Genomic DNA, 19924 nt, shown 5'->3' on the forward strand with positions numbered 1-19924 from the left:
CAGCCTGAGACGGGCCCACGCCCATCTGCATGCACCCCGGCAGCACCGCCCCTGCGGACACATTGCAAAGATGCAGGACACATCTTGCACCTTCATTGCTGCAACGCAGCAAGCGTTACCCCCCCATTTGCTGGGACATCGGCCCCGCACCCGGCGCCGCTTGCAACTCTTCGATGGTGGACAGCAACTGGCGCAGCAGTGGGGAGGTGTCTTCTCGCAGGTAGAAGCAATAAAGCTCCATCGTGGCCGGTGTACGCGATGCAAGCTTGCGGTACACAACGCCGGGGAAATGCACGTTGGTCATCGAGGCCGGCACCAGGGACACGCCTGCACCGGTCGACGCCAGCAAGGTGGCCGTGACCACATCGCTGGCCGGCGGCGCAAAGCGCGGCTCAAAGCCATGGGCGCGGCACAGGTCCAGCGCGGTGGCCACGGCGGCAGGCGCGCTGCCGGTGAGAAAGGTCTGGTCCCTCAGTGCGGCCACGTCAATGCGCCGGTGCGCCGCCAGTGGATGGTCCGACGCCAGCGCCAGCAGCAGCGGCTCGCTGCCCACCCGTTTCACCTCGATGTCGGGCTCTTCCGGCAACAGCCGTTCGAACACCACCTGCACGCGCCCCTGGCGCAGGGCCGGAATCTGGGCGGGGGTCTGAGCATGGTGCAGCAGCAACTCCACCTCCGGATGAGACCGGCGGAACGCCCGGAGCACCTCGGGCACCAGCCCAAACACTGCCGACCCATACACACCCACGTGCAACTGGCCGATCTGGCCCTGCGCCACCCGACGGGTCTGCTCCGCAGCCTGATCCAACTGCCCCAGCAGGCCTCGGGCGTGCCGCAGCAGTTCTTCCCCCGCCGCATTCAACTCCATGCCACGCGGGGTGCGCCGAAACAGGCTCACCCCCAGCGCACTCTCCAGTTGCTGGATCTGCCGTGTCAGTGGCGGCTGCGACAGCTTGAGCCGCTCGGCCGCCCGGCCAATATGCTGTTCCTCCGCCACGGCGACGAAGTAGGTGAGCTGGCGAATGTCGATGCGCATTACCGATTGGGTATTGAAGACCCACAAAAAAAGCACTGGATTGCATGATCGCGCTTTTGGACACTCGCCCGAAACGCTGTTTTAAAAATTTACGCATGACGCCCTCCTCCGCTGACGCACCCATGCTGGACACCCTGTTGCTGACCGGTGCGGCCGGCACCATCGGCAAGATGCTGCGCGAGCCGCTGGGCCGCCTCTGCCGCCGGCTGATCCTGAGCGATCGCCATCCCCTGGGCCTGTCGCTGGCGGCCCATGAAGAAGACCACCCCTGTGACCTGACCGACCGCGTGGCCGTCCAGCGCCTGCTGGAAGGTGTGGATGCCGTGGTGCACATGGGCGCCTGTTCGGTCGAAGCGCCGTTTGAGCAGATGGCTCGCGCGAATCTGGACGGCGTCTTCCACCTGTATGAAGCCGCCCGGCTGGCCGGCACGCGCCGGGTGGTGTTTGCCAGTTCCAACCATGTGACCGGCTGTTATCCGCAAGGCCACTTACTGGACCCCTCCGACCCGGCGCGGCCCGATGGCTATTACGGGGTGACCAAGCTGTTTGGTGAAGGCATGGCCCAGTTGTACTGGTACCGCTATGGGGTGGAATCGGTCTGCCTGCGCATTGGCACCTGCCTGCCGGAGCCGCCGGACCGCCGCGCCCTCTCCACCTGGTTGAGCCCGCGTGATCTGTTCAGCCTGGTGGAGGCGTCGATCACCACGCCGGGCGTTGGCTGCCTGGTCACCTACGCCATCTCCCGCAACCCCGCCCGCTGGTACACCGAGGCCGGATGGGCCCAACTCGGCTACCAGCCCCAGGACAGTGCCGAACCCTGGCGCAGCCAGGTGGGTGATGTGGTGTTTCCGGAGGGCAGCCTGATGGCGCGATTGCAAGGGGGCAGCTTCCTGGGCATCGGCCCCTTCGATCCGCCAGGCTAGCCCCGCGCGGCGCCCTCCACCCCCCGTCATCCTCGCATCCATTCCAACAAGACCTCCGGAGACAACGACGATGCCCAATACCCTGACCCTGCGCAGGCCTGCAAAAGCGTGCCTCGCCCGGCCCCTGGCGCCGAACCTGGCACTGACCCTTGCGCTGATCTTGACGCTGATGGCCACCCCATTCGCGCAGGCGGCGGAGTTCCGTTCGGCCGATGTCCACAACAGCGACGACTACCCCACCGTCGCGGCCGTCAAGCACATGAGCGAGCTGCTGAGCCAGCGCAGCGCCGGGCGGTTCAAGATCAAGGTCTTTAACAAGAGTGCGCTGGGCACCGAGAAGGAGACCCTGGACCAGCTCAAGATCGGTGCGCTGGAGATGAACCGGGTGAACATCAGTTCCCTCAACTCCATCTGCCCGAAGAGCCTGGTACCGACCATGCCCTTCCTGTTCAATTCGGTGGCCCACATGCGCAAGGTGCTGGACGGCCCGGTGGGCGAGGAGATTCTCAAAGGCTGTGAGTCGCAGGGCATGATCGGCCTGGCGTTCTACGACAGCGGCTCGCGCTCCATCTACGCCAAGAAACCGGTCCGCACGCCGGCCGACAGCAAGGGGTTGAAGATCCGCGTGCAGCAGTCGGAGCTGTGGGTGGCCATTGCAACCGCCATTGGCGCCAACGCCACCCCCATGCCCACCAGCGAGATCTACACCGCGCTCAAGACCGGTTTGATCGATGCGGCGGAGAACAACATCCCCTCCTACGCCGGCTTCAAACACTACGAAGCGGTGAAGGTGTTCTCGTTGACCGAGCATTCCATGGCGCCCGAGGTGCTGCTCATGTCCAAGCTGGTGTGGGACAAGCTTCCCAAGGCCGATCAGGACCTGTTCCGCGCCGCCGCCAAGGAGTCGGTCGCTTTCCAGCGCCAGCGGTGGGATGAGCAGGAGGCCAAGGACAAGGCCCTGGTGCAGAAGGCCGGCTCGCAAATCATCACGGATGTGGACAAGGCCGCGTTCAAGGCCGCCATGGCGCCGGTGTATGCCAGGTTCATCAACACCCCGGACCTGCAGCGCCTGGTCAAGGCCGTTCAGGACACGCCATGAGCGCCTCCATCACGGCCCTGGGCCCGGTGGCGCATCCCTACACCCGACTCTGCGCCTGGCTGTCCCGGATCAGCCTGATGGCGGCGGTGGTCATGCTGGTGGGCATCATCGTGGCGGTACAGGTGCAGGTGGTTGGCCGCTACCTGTTCAACAACACACCCACCTGGGCCGAAGGCCTGGCGTTGCAACTGGTGCTGTACGTCACCGCGCTGGGGGTGGCGGTGGGCGTGCGCGATGCCGGCCACATCGGCCTGGAGTCGCTGGCGGTGCTGCTGCCCGAGGCGTGGCGGCAGCGGCTGGAACTGCTCATCCACGCGCTGGTGGCAGCATTTGGCGCGCTCATGACCTGGAGCGGCTGGACCTGGACCCGCCTCAAATGGGATGAACTCGACCCGATGCTCGGCGTGCCGGTGGGCCTGGACTATCTCGCGCTGGTGATCGCAGGCGTGCTGATTGTGCTGTTCTCGATTGAACACATCGTGGCGCTGATCCGCCATGAAGAGGTGGTGCCCTCATGGAACTGACGGTCCTGCTTGTGAGCTTTGCGGTGCTGCTGGTGATGGGCGTTCCGGTGGCTTTTTCCATCGGCCTGGCCTCGGTGGCCACCATCGTGGCGGCGGGCCTGCCGATTGCGGTGGTGTTTCAGAAGATGGTCGGCGGCATGCAGGTCTTTTCCTTCCTCGCCATCCCGTTCTTCATCTTCGCCGGTGAGCTGATGCTCTACGGCGGCATTGCCGACCGCATCGTGCGCTTTGCCAATTCCCTCGTCGGCCATGTGCGCGGCGGGCTGGGCATGAGCAACGTGCTGGGCTGCACCCTGTTCGGCGGCGTCGCAGGGTCTCCGCTGGCCGATGTGTCGGCCATGGGGTCGGTGATGATTCCGCTGATGAAGAAGGAGGGCTACGACGCCGACTATGCGGTGAATGTCACCACCCATGCAGCGCTGGTGGGTGCGCTGATGCCCACGTCCCACAACCTGATCATCTTCACGCTGGCCACCACCGGCATTGCCTCGGTGAGTGTGTTCAGCCTGATTCTGGCCGGTGTCATTCCCGCGCTGCTGCTCACCCTCTGCAACCTCGCCGCTGCCTATTACGTGGCCGTGAAGCGCGGCTACAGCACCCACGGCCGGTTCCCCGGATGGAAGGAAGTGCTGCTGGCCCTGCTGGGCGCCTTGCCGGGCCTGCTGGTGGTGGTGATCATCCTGGCGGGCATTCTGTCGGGCATCTTCACTGCCACGGAGTCCGCAGCCACCGCCGTGTTCTGGGCGCTGCTGGTGACGGTGCTGGCCTATCGCAGCCTGAGCTGGGAGCACTTTCTGAAGGCCTGTGCCAAGGCCTGCAAAACCACCGGGGTGGTGTTGTTCCTCATCGGCATCTCCTCGGCCTTCGGCTACTTCATGGCGCTGTATGAGGTGCCCCAGAAGACCGGCGAGCTGATGAAGGCCGTCAGCTCCGAGCCCTGGATCATCTTCCTGATGATCAATGTGCTGCTGTTTGTGCTGGGCACCTTCCTGGACATGGCCGCCACCATCCTCATCTGCACGCCGATCTTTCTGCCGATTGCGGCGCACTTCGGCATGGACCCGGTGCAGTTCGGCATCGTCATGCTCATCAACTGCGCCCTGGGCCTCAACACCCCACCCGTGGGTGTCACGCAGTTTGTGGGCTGCGCCATCGGGGGGGTGTCCGTGGGGCAGGTGATGCGGTCGATCTTGCCGTTTTACGGCGCACTGGGTGTGACCTTGCTGCTGGTGACCTATGTGCCGGCGTTCTCGTTGTGGCTGCCGAGGCTCTTGAATCCGGCTGCGGGCTGACCGCCGCGTACGCATCGCTGCGTCCGAGCCGCTGTGGAACCACAGCGCTGCGGGCCTTGCCCAGAAGATGAGAACAGTTCTTATCTTCTCGTCTACAATCCTGCCGATTGGGCACAGCCAGCCGTTGCATTTGCAGATCGGACCAGCCGGAGGCCTCGTCTTGATCTGCCACTTCGGGTCCCGTCATGTCCTGCCTCCGCCTGCCGGGCCGGCTTCACGCCGGTTCGTTGTTGTGTCACTGCCTCACCGCCGCGCTCCGCGCTGACCGCCCTCACGGGGGACACGCGCCATGAGTGGCGCCGAACCCGCTGTGCTGAGCCATGAGGGCCTCTATCGGGCGCACCGCTCCTGGCTCACGGACTGGCTGCGTCGCCGCCTGGGCCCGTGCTCGGACCGGGCGGCGGATTTCATGCACGACACCTTCGTGCGGCTGCTTCAGGCCGGCGACCGCCCGCCCATGCTGGCCCAGCCCCGTGCCTACCTGACGACCATCGCCCGCGGCCTGGTGGTGGACCATTTCCGCCGCCAGGACCTGGAGCGGGCATATCTGCAGGAGCTGGCCGCCCTCCCCCCGGACCTGCATCCCTCGCCGGAAGAGCGCGCGGTGTTGATGGAGACCCTGCTCACCCTGGACCGGTTGCTGACCGGCCTGGGGCCCAAGGTGCGGGAAGCCTTCCTTCTGGCGCAACTGGAGGGCTGGGACCATGCGCAGATAGCCCAGCATCTGGGCGTGTCGGTCAGCAGCGTCAAGAAGTACATGCACAAGGCGGTGGTCCAGTGTCTGATGCAGTTGTGACGCCGGAGCATCTGTCGGAAGCGGCCGATTGGCACCTGCGTCTGAACGACGGCAGCCCTTCTGATGTCGACCGCCGCGCCTGGCAGGACTGGTACGACCGTTCTGATGAACACCGTGCGGCCTGGCAGCGGGTGGAGCGTCTGCAGCAGTTGCTGGCGCACACGCCGCCCCAGGCACGACGAGCCTTGTCCCAGATGCCTGAGACGCTGGAAAGACCCGAGCGGCGCTCCAGCGCAGCGCGCCCGGCGCCACGCAAAACGGATCGCCGCCGCGCGTTGACGGGCCTGGGCGCGCTGGGTGCGGTGGTGATGGGAGGGTTCTTTTATCGTGCCTGGACGCCTGCCGCCGCGCCAGTGGAATGGGTGGCGACCCGCGCCGGGCAACGCCGCGAACTCACCCTGCCCGATGGCAGCCATGTGCTGCTGGGGCCGAACACGCGCCTGGGCATCGACTACAGCCCCGCCCGGCGCACGCTGCATCTGGCGCAGGGCGCAGTGCAACTGGAGACAGCCCCCGACCACCGCCATCGTCCGATCACCCTCTTGAGCCGTGACGGTGAAGTCACCCCGCTGGGCACCCGGCTGACCTTGGCGCAGGAGGACCAGGCCACGGTGGTCGCGGTCCAGGCCCATGCGGTGTCGGTGCTGCCGACCGGCGCCACCTTCCCGTCACGGGTCAACGCCGGCCAGCGCCTGCGCTTCTTCCCAGGCGGCCATGATCCCGTGGGGGTGGCTGGTTTCGCCGACGAAGCCTGGACCCGCGGCATGCTGGTGGTGATGGACCAGCCGCTGGCACAGGTCCTCCAGACCTTGCAGACCCAGTCCGGCATGGCGCTGTCTTGCGACGCCTCGATTGCAGGCCTGCGCATCTCCGGCAGCTTTATCACCGCCGACCCCCAGCGATCGCTGGCCACCGTGGCCGATCAGTGGGGGCTTCGCCTGGAGCGGCAGGGCCAGGGATGGGTGCTACGGCCACGCTGATCGAAAAAATTTTCGATTTCGTCGGCCATTCCATTGTCCTTTTGCCGATCTCGTTCGGCCTCCATGGGTCAGTGATACGCACCGAACCATGAAACCACGTCGCCTGCCCCTGTCCCAGCCCCTTTCCTCCCAGGGCTCCCGCAGCCACGTCGCCCACGGGCGACGCACCGGCCCCGCCCGCCTGGCCCCGCCCCTGCTCGCGGCCATGCTGGGAACGGCGGGGCTGTCGGTGGAGGCCGCAGGCGCTCCAGCGGCCCAGCAGGCCGGCACCGCCAGCACCAACGCCGCCCTGGCGCGTCAATACGACATCCCTGCCTCGCCCTTGGCCGACGCCCTGAACCGATTTGCAGCGGAGGCCGGCGTGGTGCTGGTATTTGACGCGGAGCTGGTGCGTGGACTCAAAAGCCAGGGTTTGAACGGCCGATATGAAGTGATGGCCGGCCTGACAGTGCTGCTGGCGGGCACGCCGCTGGAAGCCCTCTCCTCGCATGCGGGCGGCGTGATGATCCGCCGCCGACCGGTGCCCGCCCAAGACGGTGCGCTCGACGAGGACCTGCCCGAACTGCGCCTGCAACGGTTGCCCAAGGTGGCAGTACAGGGACGCCCGTTGCCCACCGTGGACCGGCTGGACCGCGCCATGATCCGCAACCTGCCGGCGCTGAATGGCGACCTGACCAGCCAGCTCAAGCTTAATCCGAACATCCAGTACAGCGAGTCGCAGCTGTCGTCCTACACCGGGGGCGAAATCGCACCAGCCGAGATTTCGATTCACGGCTCCAAGCCCTATCAGAACCAGATTCTGCTGGACGGCGTCTCGGCGATGAATGACCTGGACCCTGGGCTCAAGATCACCACCACCAGCCCGGAATTCGTTCCGGGTTCCTCGCAGGCGCTGGCCGTGGACAGCAGCATCCTGTGCGAGGTCGAGGTCCGGGATTCCAACGTCTCCGCCGAGCACGGCCGGTTCACCGGCGGCGTGGTGGATGCCCGCATTTGCTCCGCTCGCAAGCGCTTTGGGGGAAGTGTGGCGGTCGGGTACTCCTCATCGGACTGGACCCATGTCTTCATCGATCCGGCCCGCCGGGAAGAGTTCGAGGCCTCCTCCAATGCGGACATGCAGCCGCGTTTTCGCAAATGGACTTACAAGGCCATGCTGGAAATGCGGCCCAGCGAGGAATGGGGCGTGTTGCTGAGCGCCGTGCGCCGGCAGTCGGACATCCCGCTGCGCCGCTTCACCTCCGACAATGAGGGCACCACCGAAAGCCGCGAAGTCACCCAGCAGCGGCGCCAGGACACCCTGGTGCTCAAGACCGACTTCACGCCCACCGCCAGCATCCACAAGGCGGACCTCAGCCTGGTCTACGCGCCGGCCAACAACAGCTATTTCATCGAGGACTACCGCAACAGCGACTACACCATCCAGAGCGGCGGATTGACGCTGTCTGGCCGCTGGGAGTCGCGGTTCCAGCCGGTGCTGCTCACGCAGCAGCTGTCCTACAGCACCTCGGACCAGTCCCGCCGCAGCGATGCGGACTACTACCGCAACTGGCGCTGGTCCACCGACAAGAACTGGGGCGACAGCACCGAAAGCGCCGCCACCAGCGGTGAAGGCGCCTGGGGTGACGTGGACCAGACCCTCAAGACGCTGGCCTACAAGGTCAAGGGGGCGTTCAAGGCCGTGTCGCTGGGAGCAACGCAGCATCGTGTCTCCACCGGCGTGGAGCTTCGCCATCAGGACGCCAGCTATGACCGGCTGAAAGCGCAGCGTTATTACCTGACCGTCGCCAACCTGCCCACCACCGGCGCCATCTCGCGCTGCCAGCGCGCCGACGGCACCCAGGACACCGACGCCTGCTCGGTGACCCCCACCATCAACCGCGCTGTCGGCCAATACTTCACGCGGCTGATGACCTACAACGCCGGCAGCTTTGCACTGGATGCAGAGTCCTACAGCGCGTTTGTGGAAGACGACATCCGCTGGCGCGAATTCAATCTGCGCGCGGGTCTGCGAGCGGACCAGGACACACTCACCGACAAACTCAACGTCGGCCCCCGGCTGGCCCTCAGCTGGCAGCCCAGCGACACCTGGCTGATCGATGCCGGCGCCAACCGGTATTACGGGCGCAGTCTGTTTGCTTATGCGCTGCAGGAGAAGATCCACACCCTGCTGGTCACCCAGACCCGCAGCGGCACCTTGACCTGGGGCACTGGCACGCAGGCCCTTCCCTTGAATCGTCTGGAGGCCATGAAAACGCCTTATGACGACGAACTCACGGCCGGCATGGTGTTTGCGCCGGCCTGGCTGGGCGGGCCGCTCAGTCTGCGCGTGACGCAGCGGGACGGCAAGGACCAGGTCGTCAAGCGGGTGGTCACCAAACAGACCGACTGCAACGGCAACAGCTGCTACATCTACACCAACGCCGGCCGCACCAAGACTCAGGACTGGACGTTGAGCTGGTCCAACGCTGCCGCCATCAAGACCGGGCCCGTGGCCACCCGCTGGTGGCTGGCGGTCAACAAAAGCGATGTCCGCTCCAACTACAGCACCTACGGCGACACCTACTCCACCGACAAGGTCGACGACGTCATCATTCGCTACAACGGCCAGTTCATCCGCTACTCCGACATTCCTGCAGACAACTACAACCGCCCGTGGACCCTCCGACTGGGGGCGATGAGCAGCCTGCCGGCCTATCACCTCACCATCAGCAACCTGCTTCGCATCCGCGATCGTTATCAGCAGGTGCTGCTCAATGGCACCACGGACTACCAAGGCAGCACGGTCGATGTCTACGAGCGCACGAATCTGCCGCGTTCGCTGGCGGTGGACACGGTGATCCATTGGGAACCCCGGGTGCGGGGTGATCAGCGGCTGCAGGTCAAGCTGACGATCGAGAACCTCACCAACCGCAAGAACAAGAGCACGGTCAGCGAGACCTATGCCACCTATGAGCGGGGCCGCAGCGTGGCGCTGGAGGTGGGTTATGACTTCTGAGCGCCGCATGAAGCGGATCCAGATCGTGGTGGTGGCGGCGCTGCTGGCGGTGGCCGGCGTGGCGGGGGCTGCGGCCTCGGGCCCTCTGACCATCGAGACACCGCCGACACCATCCGACAAGACCTCCGACTGCGACCGCGACTGCCTGATGCAGGCCTATCGCGGCCCGCGTGGCGGATGGCCGACGGCGCAGGTGGATCCGGGCGTCCAGTGGGAAGAACTGGGCCCCCGCCCCGCCCTGCCGCAACCACCGGCCGCGCTGATGAAGCTGGGGGAGCAGTTGTTTTTCGACCCCCGTCTGTCGCGGGACCAGACCCTTAGCTGCGCCAGTTGCCATGCCCCTCATCTGGGTTTCTCCGACGGGCGCCGCCTCGCCCTGGGCCACGAAGCCCAGGCGGGGCCGCGCAACACGCCCCATCTCATGGGCGTGGCCTTCGTGCCGCAACTGATGTGGGACGGCCGTGCTGCCGACCTGGAGAGCCAGGCCTTGATGCCGATCGCCAACCCCGTGGAGATGGCGATGGACCTGCCGGCCCTGCAGCAGCGGCTCAGCCGGGAGACGGACTATCCCCGACGGTTCAAGGACGTCTTTGGCGATGACACGGTCACGCTGGACCGGCTGGGCAAGGCGCTGGCGGCCTTTGAGCGGCGCATTGAAGCACCACGCTCACGGTTTGACGATTTCATCGAGGGCAAACCCTCCGCCCTGAGCGATCAGGAGATCCGTGGCCTGCACCTGTTCCGCACCAAGGCGCGCTGCATGAACTGCCACAGCGGACCGCAGTTCACCCAGCACGAGTTCCACCAGATTGGCATGAGCGCGCTGGGCCGCCGTCTTCAAGACCTGGGGCGCCAGGGCGCGACGGGCCGCCCGGAAGATGTGGGGGCCTTCCGCACCCCGTCCCTGCGCGGCATTGCGCGCACCGCACCTTACTTCCACAACGGGGTCACACCCACGCTGAGAGGGGTGCTGGAGAGCTACAACGCCGGCATGCCGCAGCCGCCCAAGAACGCGCAGGGGCTGATGGCGATTCCACCGTCACCGCTGATCAAGCCGATTCAGCTCAGCGGCAAGGAATTGCAGGACCTGGAAGCGTTCCTGCGCACCCTTTGAGTCAAGTGATGCGGGCCAGAAGGCTGCCTGACGACACCTGCGTGCCCGCTTCCGCCAGCCGGCCGATGCGCCCGGCCTTGTGCGCCACCACCTGGGTCTCCATCTTCATCGCCTCCAGCACGGCGATGAGCTGCCCCGGCTCCACCGACGCGCCCTCCTCCACCTTCCAGGCCTGCAGCAGGCCGGTCATGGGGGAGCGAACCGCAGTGTCGTCATGCGGGTCGTCCGGTCGCTCACCGGAGGCAAGGCCTGCCACCCCTGCACCATCGGCGGGGACATCGGCGGGGAAAGCCCCTGCCGCACCATGACGGCCCGCACTGGCCCACCCTTGCAGCCATCCAGCGGGCAGACCCAGGCGCACACGCCGACCATCCAGCTCAATGCTCACCTGCTGCAGCGGCTCCGGGGTGCAAGGCTCCACCCGCGTGGCAGCGGCCAGATCGGTGGCGAAATCGGTTTCGATCCAGCGGGTGTGAACCTTGAAACCATTCGTCGCCGTGAAGTCCGCATGGCGCAGCACCTCACGGTGGAAGGGCAGCACCGTCGGCACGCCTTCGATGCGGAACTCGGCCAGCGCACGTCGGGCACGCGCCAACGCCTGGCCGCGAGTGGCTCCGGTCACGATCAGCTTGGCCATCAATGAATCAAACGCCGGGGCCACCGCCGAACCGGCCACCACGCCGCTGTCCACCCGCACGCCGGGCCCCGACGGCGGCTCAAACACATGCACCGCGCCCGGCGCGGGCAGGAAGCCGCGGCCCACGTCTTCCGCATTGATGCGGAACTCGATGGAATGGCCCCTTGGCACCGGTGTCTCCGTCAGGGTCAGCGGCAGCCCATCCGCGATGCGCAGCTGCTCCACCACCAGGTCCAGGCCGCAGGTTTCCTCGGTGACCGGATGCTCCACCTGCAGCCGGGTATTGACCTCCAGAAAGGAGATCGCGCCGGACGCACTCAGCAGGAACTCCACCGTTCCCGCACCGACATATCCCGCCCGCTGGCAGACATCCTTGGCCGCCTGATGGATGCGTTGACGCTGCTCATCGGTCAGGAACGGCGCGGGCGCCTCTTCCACCAGCTTCTGGTTGCGCCGCTGCAGTGAGCAGTCCCGCGTACCCAGCACCACCACCTGGCCCAGCGTGTCGGCCATCACCTGGGCCTCCACATGCCGGGGACGGTCCAGGAATTGCTCCACAAAACATTCGCCCCGCCCAAACGCCGCAGTGGCCTCGCGGACGGCGGAGGCAAAGTGCTCCGCCACCTCCTCCAGCTTCCACACCACCTTCATGCCGCGCCCACCGCCTCCAAAGGCGGCCTTGATGGCGATGGGCAGCCCATGCTGCCGGGCGAAGGCCAGCACCTCGTCGGCATCAGCCACCGGCCCTGGTGAACCCGCCACCAACGGTGCGCCCACTTCAAGCGCCAGACGGCGTGCGGACACCTTGTCGCCCAGTTGCTCAATGGCCTGCGGCGGCGGGCCGATCCAGGTCAGCCCCGCGTCCAGGACGGCACGGGCAAAGGCGGCGTTTTCGGACAGAAAGCCGTAGCCGGGATGCACCGCATCCGCGCCGCTGCGCCGAGCCACGTCGATGAGCTTGTCGATGCGCAAATAGGTGTCGACCGGCCGATGGCCGGCGAGGCCATAGGCTTCATCGGCCAGGCGGGCATGCGGCGCATCGATGTCCGGGTCGGCATACACCGCCACCGAGCGGACACCGTAGTCCGCACAGGCACGGATGATGCGCACCGCGATTTCGCCGCGATTGGCGATCAGGACCTTCTTCATGGACATGGGCGAACCTCAGGCTCCAACTTCATCGGGGCAGCAGAACCGGCTCAAAGCCGGTCACGACAGAAAAACGCAGGCGGGTGCCCACCGGCATCTGGCCGGCCAGATCCAGATGCCAGGGCGCGATGCAGGCGATGACGGGATAACCGCCGGTGAGCGGATGGTCCGCCAGGAACAGCACCGGCTGGCCATTGGCCGGTACCTGGATGGCACCCAGCGCGGTGCCCTCGCTGGGCAGCTCGGCCGTAACGGCGCGTGTGAGCGGCACCTCGCCCAGCACCCGCAGCCCGACGCGGTTGGACTGCGGGGTGACGGTCCAGGTCTGGGTCACCAGCACATCCAGGGCCTCTGGGGTGAACCAGTCCGCGCGTGGGCCGAGGCGGATGTCCAGCGTGACTTCGTCACCGGCCCTGGGCCAGGCGGCCAGAGGGCCTTCGGCATGGCCGACCACCGCGCCAGGCCGGGCGGGACGCAGGGTCAGACGGTCACCGGCCTTCAGCGGCGGTGGGCCGACATCGGCCAGCGAATCATGGGAGCGGCTGCCCAGCACCGGCGGCAGCGTGACACCACCACGCAGCGCGACATAGCTGCGCACACCCGCCGTGGGGTCTCCGATGCGAAGCCGGTCGCCGTCCGACAACGCGATGGGTGCATGGTGGTCCAGCGGAAACGCGCGGCCGTCCGACGCGATCAGCGTCAGCGGCCCCTGCGCACCGGTCACCGCCACCACGGTGTCGCCGCGTGAGATCAGCTCGAATCCCCCAAGCGCCACTTCGATGCAGGCCTCGTCCGGCCTGTTGCCCACCAGCCGGTTGGCGGCCTTCAACGAGCCTCGGTCCATGGCTCCGGAGGCGGCCACGCCCTGCCCGGCCTGGCCTGGGCGGCCAAGATCCTGAAGCAGGGCTTGCAGCCCGGGCTGCTGAATGTCGATGGCAGCCGCATCTGGGAGGGTTGTGAGCGCCCCCGGAGCGCGATGAGCATCTGGCGCCAACCCTTGGTGCGGCGCTGCTTCGATCGCTGCCGGGGCGACCGAGGGCGAAGGCGCCAAGACAGCCCGAGTCGCCAAAGCCGCCGGAGCTGCCGATGCCGCCGAAGCCGCATTTCGGGGCCCTGCATCAACAAACCGCACGCGCTGCCCAGGTTGCAGCAGCGCGGGTGGGTCCCGCTGCAAGTCCCACATGGGCATCAGCGTCTGGCCCAGCAGTTGCCAGCCACCGGGGCTGGCCTTGGGATAGACCCCGCTGAACCCACCCGCCGCCGCCACGGCTCCGGGAGGAATGCGTGTGCGCGGCGAACTGCGGCGAGGCAGTTGGCGCAGCAGCTCATCGCCCCCGGTGAGGTAGGCAAACCCGGGCGCGAAGCCGGTGAAGGCCACCCACCAGTCGCTGCCGGTATGGCGGCGCACCACCTCCTGTGGCGTGATCTTGAGCAGGGCCGCCACTTCGGCCAGATCCTCCCCGTCGTAATGCACGGGGATCTCCACCCGTGGCCCGGCCTCGGCGCTGTGCAGCTCCAGCGGCCGCCGCGCAAGTTCAGCGGCCAGGGCCTCACGCGAGAGCACCAGCGGGTCCAGCGTCAGCAGCAGCGTGCGGGCGCCGGGCACGATCTCCCGCACGCCAGCAATCGGGTCCGATTGCAGCGAGGCCAGCAGGCCCAGCGTCTGCGGCAGATCCGCCAGCTCCACCAGCACCGCATCCCCTGCGGGCAGCAGTCGCAAGCCAGCAGCGTCCGGCGGCGTCATTCCGCAGCGTCCATGAAGGAACGGATGGTGATGCCTTCGGCCGTCAAGCGCGCTTGGACCCGCTGGGCCATGGCCACCGCACCGGGGCTGTCGCCATGCACGCAGATGGAGTCCGCTGCGATGCGCACCACACTGCCATCCACCGCCGTCAGCGTGCCCTCCCTGGCCAACTGCAGCATGCGCGCGGCCACGGCTTCAGGGTCGTGCAGCAGCGCGCCGGGTTGGTGGCGAGGCACCAGGCTGCCGTCCGCCTGATAGCCGCGGTCCGCAAAGGCTTCTTCTATGGTGTGCAGACCCGCCTCTCGCGCCCAGGCAGCCAATGCCGCCCCCGCCAGCACCACCAGGCCGAGCGTGGCATCCACCGCTTTGACGGCAGCGATGACGTCCTGCGCCTGGCGACGGTCATGGGCGATGAAGTTGTAAAGCGCTCCATGCGGCTTCACATAGCGCACCCGCGTGCCAGCCGCTACAGCGAGGCCCTGCAAGGCACCGATCTGATAGATGACGGCGGCCTGCAGGTCGGCGCTGGCCATGTCCATGTTGCGTCGGCCAAAACCCACCAGGTCCGGATAGGACACATGGGCGCCAACGCAGACCCCATGCGCCGCGGCAGACCGCAAAGTGGCGAGGATGCCGGCCGGGTCACCGGCATGGAAGCCACAGGCGACGTTGGCACTGCTGACCACGGCCAGCATGGCCGCATCGTCGCCCATATGCCAGGCGCCGAAGCTTTCGCCGAGGTCACTGTTGAGATCGATGTTCATGGCGATGAAAGCTTGGAAGTGAGGAGTGAGGAGTGAGCGGCGCGACGTGCCGGGAGCATCATGCGTCTGCGTGCGCGTCAGCGGAACATCAGCAGGTTGAGCAGCACCACGTTGACCGCCAGCAGCGTCAAGGCCGTGGGCACCTGCACCCGGATGACCGCATTCTTGTCCGGCAGTTCCAGCAGTGCTGCGGGCACGATGTTGAAATTGGCCGCCATCGGCGTCATGAGCGTGCCGCAGTAGCCCGACAGCATGCCAATGGCTGCCATCACGGCCGGGTCTCCATGGTAGACGCCGACCAGCACGGGCACCCCCACACCGCCCGTCATGACCGGAAAGGCGGCGAAGCCATTGCCCATGATGACGGTGAACAGCGCCATGCCCACCACATAGACGGCCACAGCGAGAAAGCGCAGGTCCATGTTGATGTAGGTGATGGTGAGATGCGCCACCGCCTTGCCCACACCGGCATCGGAAAACATCAGACCCAGCATGCCCAGCATCTGCGGCAGCACCAGCGCCCAGCTCAGGGCGTCGATGAGCCGGCGCGCCTCACGCACTCCTTGCACCGGCGTCTCGCGGGTCAGCCAGCAGGCCAGGCCCAGCGCCACGATGCAGGCCAGGCCCAGGCTCACCAAGGTGGCGTTTTTGGGATCGATCAACGGCAGTTCCCCCACCACCAGATGTTTGGCGGACAAGGTGCCCACCATGGTGAGCAGCGGAATGGCCAGCGCCGGCACAAACAGCCGGTGCCCAAGGCGCCGGGCATGCGCCGCACACACCTCGGCCGACGGCAGCTGAAGCCGACCCGCGCCGACGCCCTTCACCCCCACCATGAGCGCCATCAACAGCACCCCGGCGCCCACCCATTCCGGCGGCAGCAGGTGGCCGACCAGGAACATGGCGGCATACAGGCCCCAGAAGAAACCGGTCGTCCAGCGCTTGGAATGGCTGCGATCCAGCAGCGTCATCACCGCGATACCGGCCAGCAGCAGGCCGGCCAGCGTGAACAGAAGATCCAGCGAGAGGGTCATCACATCACTCCTGATGGGCCGGCTGAGCAGCAGGCTGGGGACGCGGGCGGTCCAGTTCACGCTTCAGGGCGGTATCCAGCCGCCGCAGCCGCCAGGCATGGATCAGGAAGGCCGAGATGCCGGTGGGAATGCCCCAAAGTGCCACATGCATCGGTTGCACATCGATGCCGGATTCATGCAGGAAGGTCGTCATGAGGACCACCGCGCCGAAGGCCACAAACAAGTCTTCACCGAAGAACAGGCCGACGTTGTCGGTGGCCGCCGCATAAGCCCGCAGCCGGTGCCGCAGCGCATCTGGCAACGCGCCCAGACGGGCCTCGGTGGCCCCCTCCGCCATCGGGGCCAGCAGCGGGCGCACCATCTGCGGATGGCCGCCGAGGCTGGTCAGCCCCATCGCGGCGGTGAGTTGGCGGGCCGCGAGGTACACGATCAGCAAACGGCCGGCAGTGGCCGATTGAAAGCGGGCCATCCACTGCTGCGCATGCTGGCGCAGGCCGTGGCGCTCCAGCAGCCCGATCACCGCCAGCGGCAGCAGCAGGATGAGCGGCAGGTTGCGGGTTTTGACGAACCCGGTGCCGATGACGGCCAGCACTTTCTGCACGGGGAAGCCCGCCGCCACTGCGGTCGCCACCGCCGTGACCGCCACCACCACCATCGGATTGAAGCGGAGCACAAAGCCCAGGATGATCACCGCCACCCCGATGAGGGGCCATAAGGAGGGGTCGTGAGTCATGGCGCGCGGGCTCCTGTTGAAGGGCAATTCACATGAATTGTTGAACAATCCGCAATATGCTGCCCCATCATCCAAGCACGCGCCTTGGTGCAAACCCGCAACCCTGCCTGACAAGCCACTGCACGCAGAGACAATGCGAGCTCTATGCCTGCCACTCGATCACGCCGCCCGGCGCCAAGTTCAGCCCCAAGCACCGCGCCCCGACCGGCGCCCGCGCCAGCGAAGGCCACCACAGCCTCCGCTGCCGTGTCATCCGCCGCACTCACCCTCACCGACCGCATCTCGGAACAACTGCGCCAGATGGTGACCGCCGGCGAGTTCGCGCCGGGGCAACGGCTGTCCGAACAGGCTTTGGCGGAGCATCTGGGCATCTCGCGGAACACCTTGCGGGAAGTGTTCCGGGTGCTGACCAAGGACGGCCTGCTGCGGCATGAACCCAACCGGGGGGTGTTTGTGTCGGTGCCCAGCATCGCCGCCATCATCGACATCTATCGCGTGCGGCGGCTGATCGAATGCCAGGCACTGGCGCAGGCCTATCCACGGCATCCAGCCAAGAAGCACATGCGGCAGGCGGTGGAGCAGGCATGGGCCGCCCGCGACCGCAGCGACTGGGTGAGCGTGGGCACGGCCAACATGGCCTTCCACATGGGCATCGTGGAACTGGCCGACAGCGAACGCCTGAACACCTTGTTTGCACAGGTGCTGGCAGAACTGCGGCTGGCTTTCGGGCTGCTGCGGGATGCGGAGTTCCTGCATGCGCCGTATGTGGACATGAACCGCGAGATTCTGGAACTGGCCGAGGCAGGCGACTTCGCCAAAGCCTCGGCGCGGCTGCATGACTACCTGGTTCACTCCGAACGCATCGTGCTGGCCGTGTATGCGCGCAAGCTGGAGGATGGGGACTGGGCGGCCTGACCATCCGCCGCAGCCCGCGCCTGGGCGATCCAGCCGTCAAACTGCTGCTGGTGCACACGAATCCAACCGTCGGTATGGCGGGCGATGTCACGCTCCGAATGAGCGCCTTCATTCATCCGCTGGTTCTGCGCATTGATATCGGCCATGGGAAGACGCATCAGCTCGAACAGCCTGGCGGCGGCCGGGTTGCGTTCGATGAACTGGCGATTGGCGACGATCTCCTGCTGGTCCGCCGCAAAGCCGTAGTTCTTGCCGTTCGGCTGGCGCGTGTTGGTCTTCCCGTCCTTGGCCGCCGAGAACGGCACCTGCAGCCACACCACATCGGTACCAGGCCGCAGAACGGCGCTCACCCAATACGGCGTCCAGGTGTAGTAGAGAATGGGTTGCCCCTGCTTGAAGCGCGCCAGCGTGTCCGCCATCAGCGCGGTGTAGCTGCCTTGCCGGTGCGTGACTGTGCTGCGCAGTTGATAGGCGTCCAGTTGATGTTCGATCTCGCCTTCACAGCCCCAGCCGGGATTGCAGCCGGTGAGGTCGGCGCGGCCGTCCCCGTCGGTATCGAACAGGCGGGCCAAGGCCGGGTCGCGCAGTTGGTCCAGGCGGGTGATGTGATGGGCCTCCGCCGTTTGACGGTCGATCAGATACCCTTGCACGGCCCCCTGTGCGTAGGGCCCGAAGCGCACCATGCGTGCGTCACCACCGCTGTTGCGGTAGAAGTCTGCATGCAGCAGCCGCCAGTGGGTGGCCATGAAGGTGGCATCGCCATTGGCAATCGCCAGATGTTCGGTGGCTGGCTCCAGGTCCTTCATCGGCAGGACGGTGTAGCCGAGCTGTTCCAGCGCGCGGGACACCAGCAGCGTCTGGAAGGTTTCTTCCGCCAATGAGCTTTTGAGCGGCTGCACCGTGATGCCCTTGCCAGGCAGGGCCGGCGGCTGCGCCAGCGCGCTCGTGCAGAGGAACAACACCAGCACCGAGGCCACCAGCGCCGCCTCCATCGGCGAGCCCTGCCGCGTGCGACGTGGCAGACCGTTGAGCAGCAGGCCCACCGGGCCACGTTGCCACCAACGCCCCCGGCCCGCTCGGGCCGGACGGCCCAGCGCCTGCGTCAGGCGGTCCAGGGTGATGGCCAGAATCACGATGCCAAGCCCCCCCACGGTGGCCAGGCCCATGTCCAGGCGCCCGATGCCGCGCAGCACCATCTGGCCCAGGCCGCCCACGGCAATCATGGAAGCGATCACCACCATCGACAGCGACAGCATCAGCGCCTGGTTGATGCCCGCCATGATCGATGGCATGGCCAGGGGCAGCTTCACCTTCCACAGCATCTGCAGCGGGGATGCCCCATAGGCTCGCGCCGCTTCGATCAGGTCCGGCCGCACCTGCCGCAGACCCAGGTTGGTCAGGCGGGCCAGGGGTGCCAGCGCAAACACGATGGTGACGATGACACCCGGCACGTTGCCGATGCCAAACAGCATCACCACGGGCACCAGATATACAAACGCGGGCGTGGTCTGCATGGCGTCCAGCAGCGGCCGCATGACGCGTTCCGCGCGTTCACTGCTGGCCAGCAGAATCCCCAGCGGCAATCCGATCAGCAGGCAGAACAGCAGCGACGTGAGCACGAGTGACAGCGTCACCATCGCCTCCGGCCAGATGCCCAGAGCCGCCACGATGAGCAGCGCGGCCGACGTACCCAGGGCCAGCCTGCGGCCGGCAAACTGCCACGCCAGCAAACCGATCAGGGTCACCATGGCCACGGCCGGCAGCTGGGTCAGCAGGCTTTGAACAGCCTGGAGCGTCCCATCGATAGGCATGCGAACCGCCTGAAAATAAGGGCGGCCATGCGCCACCACCCAGCTCAGGCCGGTGTTGATCCATGACTCCACCGGCACCGTGCCGTTGAGGAATTGGTGAAGGCTGTCGCCCAGGGAATGGACCAGCGAGCTGACCGTCTCCGGGTCCGTGGCGGTGACGGCGGGTGCGGGTGCGGGTGCGGGTGCGGCGGCATCCAGCCAGGCGGCGCCGGCCTGCGGGTCCGGGGCTTGGGATAGCGCCTCCCACGGGTCAGGCGTCTGCGCTGCCGCCGGCATGGGCAGCGGGGTTTCGGAAGCGGGTGACGATGCGGGTGAAGATGCGGCTGCCGACAGCGGCGCGAGGGCCACCGTCCAGGGAGCCAGGGTGTTGTGATTCAT

General features: G+C 66.7%; 16 protein-coding genes. 9 read left to right on the top strand and 7 right to left on the bottom strand.

All coding sequences use genetic code 11. From position 1 onward, the window contains the following. Window positions 1-115 precede the first annotated feature (115 nt). The gene (locus OU995_RS20840) at window positions 116-1036 is read right to left on the bottom strand and encodes a LysR substrate-binding domain-containing protein (protein WP_267832042.1); all 921 of its coding nucleotides are present in this window, start codon (window positions 1034-1036) and stop codon (window positions 116-118) included. A gap of 95 nt (window positions 1037-1131) precedes the next feature. On the opposite strand from OU995_RS20840, the gene OU995_RS20845 reads away from it, so the two are divergent. The 8 genes from OU995_RS20845 (at window position 1132) to OU995_RS20880 (ending at window position 10759) form a co-directional block, all read left to right on the top strand. Further along, window positions 1132-1959: an NAD-dependent epimerase/dehydratase family protein gene (locus OU995_RS20845; protein WP_267832043.1), complete on the top strand. Its 828-nt coding sequence runs from the start codon at window positions 1132-1134 to the stop codon at window positions 1957-1959. 169 nt (window positions 1960-2128) lie between these two features. After that, on the top strand, window positions 2129-3058 hold the full coding sequence (locus tag OU995_RS20850) for a TRAP transporter substrate-binding protein (RefSeq protein WP_267836320.1): 930 nt from the start codon (window positions 2129-2131) through the stop codon (window positions 3056-3058). After that, on the top strand, window positions 3055-3582 hold the full coding sequence (locus OU995_RS20855) for a TRAP transporter small permease (protein WP_267832044.1): 528 nt from the start codon (window positions 3055-3057) through the stop codon (window positions 3580-3582). Before OU995_RS20850 ends, OU995_RS20855 begins: the two co-directional genes overlap by 4 nt. Beyond that, window positions 3573-4874 carry a TRAP transporter large permease gene (locus OU995_RS20860; protein ID WP_267832046.1) on the top strand — a complete coding sequence of 434 codons (1302 nt, stop codon included), beginning with the start codon at window positions 3573-3575 and terminating at the stop codon, window positions 4872-4874. The genes OU995_RS20855 and OU995_RS20860 overlap by 10 nt, the downstream gene beginning before the upstream one ends. Before the next feature lie 289 nt (window positions 4875-5163). Continuing rightward, window positions 5164-5670: a sigma-70 family RNA polymerase sigma factor gene (locus tag OU995_RS20865; RefSeq protein WP_267832047.1), complete on the top strand. Its 507-nt coding sequence runs from the start codon at window positions 5164-5166 to the stop codon at window positions 5668-5670. Next, window positions 5652-6650, top strand: a complete 999-nt coding sequence (locus tag OU995_RS20870) for a FecR domain-containing protein (RefSeq protein ID WP_267832048.1) — start codon at window positions 5652-5654, stop codon at window positions 6648-6650. Before OU995_RS20865 ends, OU995_RS20870 begins: the two co-directional genes overlap by 19 nt. A gap of 88 nt (window positions 6651-6738) precedes the next feature. Then, entirely contained in the window at window positions 6739-9645 is a 2907-nt protein-coding gene (locus OU995_RS20875; protein WP_267832049.1) for a TonB-dependent receptor, read from the top strand. Continuing rightward, complete coding sequence (locus OU995_RS20880; protein WP_267832050.1) at window positions 9635-10759, top strand: cytochrome-c peroxidase; 1125 nt, start codon at window positions 9635-9637, stop codon at window positions 10757-10759. Before OU995_RS20875 ends, OU995_RS20880 begins: the two co-directional genes overlap by 11 nt. A 1-nt stretch (window position 10760) precedes the next feature. Here OU995_RS20880 and OU995_RS20885 read toward each other — a convergent pair whose 3' ends face one another. The 5 genes from OU995_RS20885 to OU995_RS20905 form a co-directional block, all read right to left on the bottom strand. Beyond that, window positions 10761-12545, bottom strand: a complete 1785-nt coding sequence (locus tag OU995_RS20885; protein ID WP_267836321.1) for an acetyl/propionyl/methylcrotonyl-CoA carboxylase subunit alpha — start codon at window positions 12543-12545, stop codon at window positions 10761-10763. A gap of 28 nt (window positions 12546-12573) precedes the next feature. Then, on the bottom strand, window positions 12574-14289 hold the full coding sequence (locus OU995_RS20890) for an urea amidolyase family protein (RefSeq protein ID WP_267832051.1): 1716 nt from the start codon (window positions 14287-14289) through the stop codon (window positions 12574-12576). Beyond that, entirely contained in the window at window positions 14286-15053 is a 768-nt protein-coding gene (locus OU995_RS20895) for a LamB/YcsF family protein (RefSeq protein WP_267832053.1), read from the bottom strand. Before OU995_RS20895 ends, OU995_RS20890 begins: the two co-directional genes overlap by 4 nt. 77 nt (window positions 15054-15130) lie before the next feature. Further along, window positions 15131-16087, bottom strand: a complete 957-nt coding sequence (locus tag OU995_RS20900) for a DUF979 domain-containing protein (protein ID WP_267832054.1) — start codon at window positions 16085-16087, stop codon at window positions 15131-15133. Between the two features lie 4 nt (window positions 16088-16091). Next, the gene (locus tag OU995_RS20905) at window positions 16092-16820 is read right to left on the bottom strand and encodes a DUF969 domain-containing protein (protein ID WP_267832055.1); all 729 of its coding nucleotides are present in this window, start codon (window positions 16818-16820) and stop codon (window positions 16092-16094) included. 246 nt (window positions 16821-17066) lie between these two features. On the opposite strand from OU995_RS20905, the gene OU995_RS20910 reads away from it, so the two are divergent. Then, entirely contained in the window at window positions 17067-17735 is a 669-nt protein-coding gene (locus tag OU995_RS20910; RefSeq protein WP_267832056.1) for a GntR family transcriptional regulator, read from the top strand. Here the strand turns inward: OU995_RS20910 and proX are convergent. After that, window positions 17669-19924 (bottom strand): glycine betaine/L-proline ABC transporter substrate-binding protein ProX, encoded by a 2256-nt coding sequence (gene proX / locus OU995_RS27605; RefSeq protein WP_420714747.1) that lies wholly within the window; start codon window positions 19922-19924, stop codon window positions 17669-17671. The two genes, OU995_RS20910 and proX, sit on opposite strands and share 67 nt — an antisense overlap.

It is taken from the genome of Roseateles sp. SL47 (assembly GCF_026625885.1).
In the GTDB taxonomy this organism is placed as follows: domain Bacteria; phylum Pseudomonadota; class Gammaproteobacteria; order Burkholderiales; family Burkholderiaceae_C; genus Roseateles.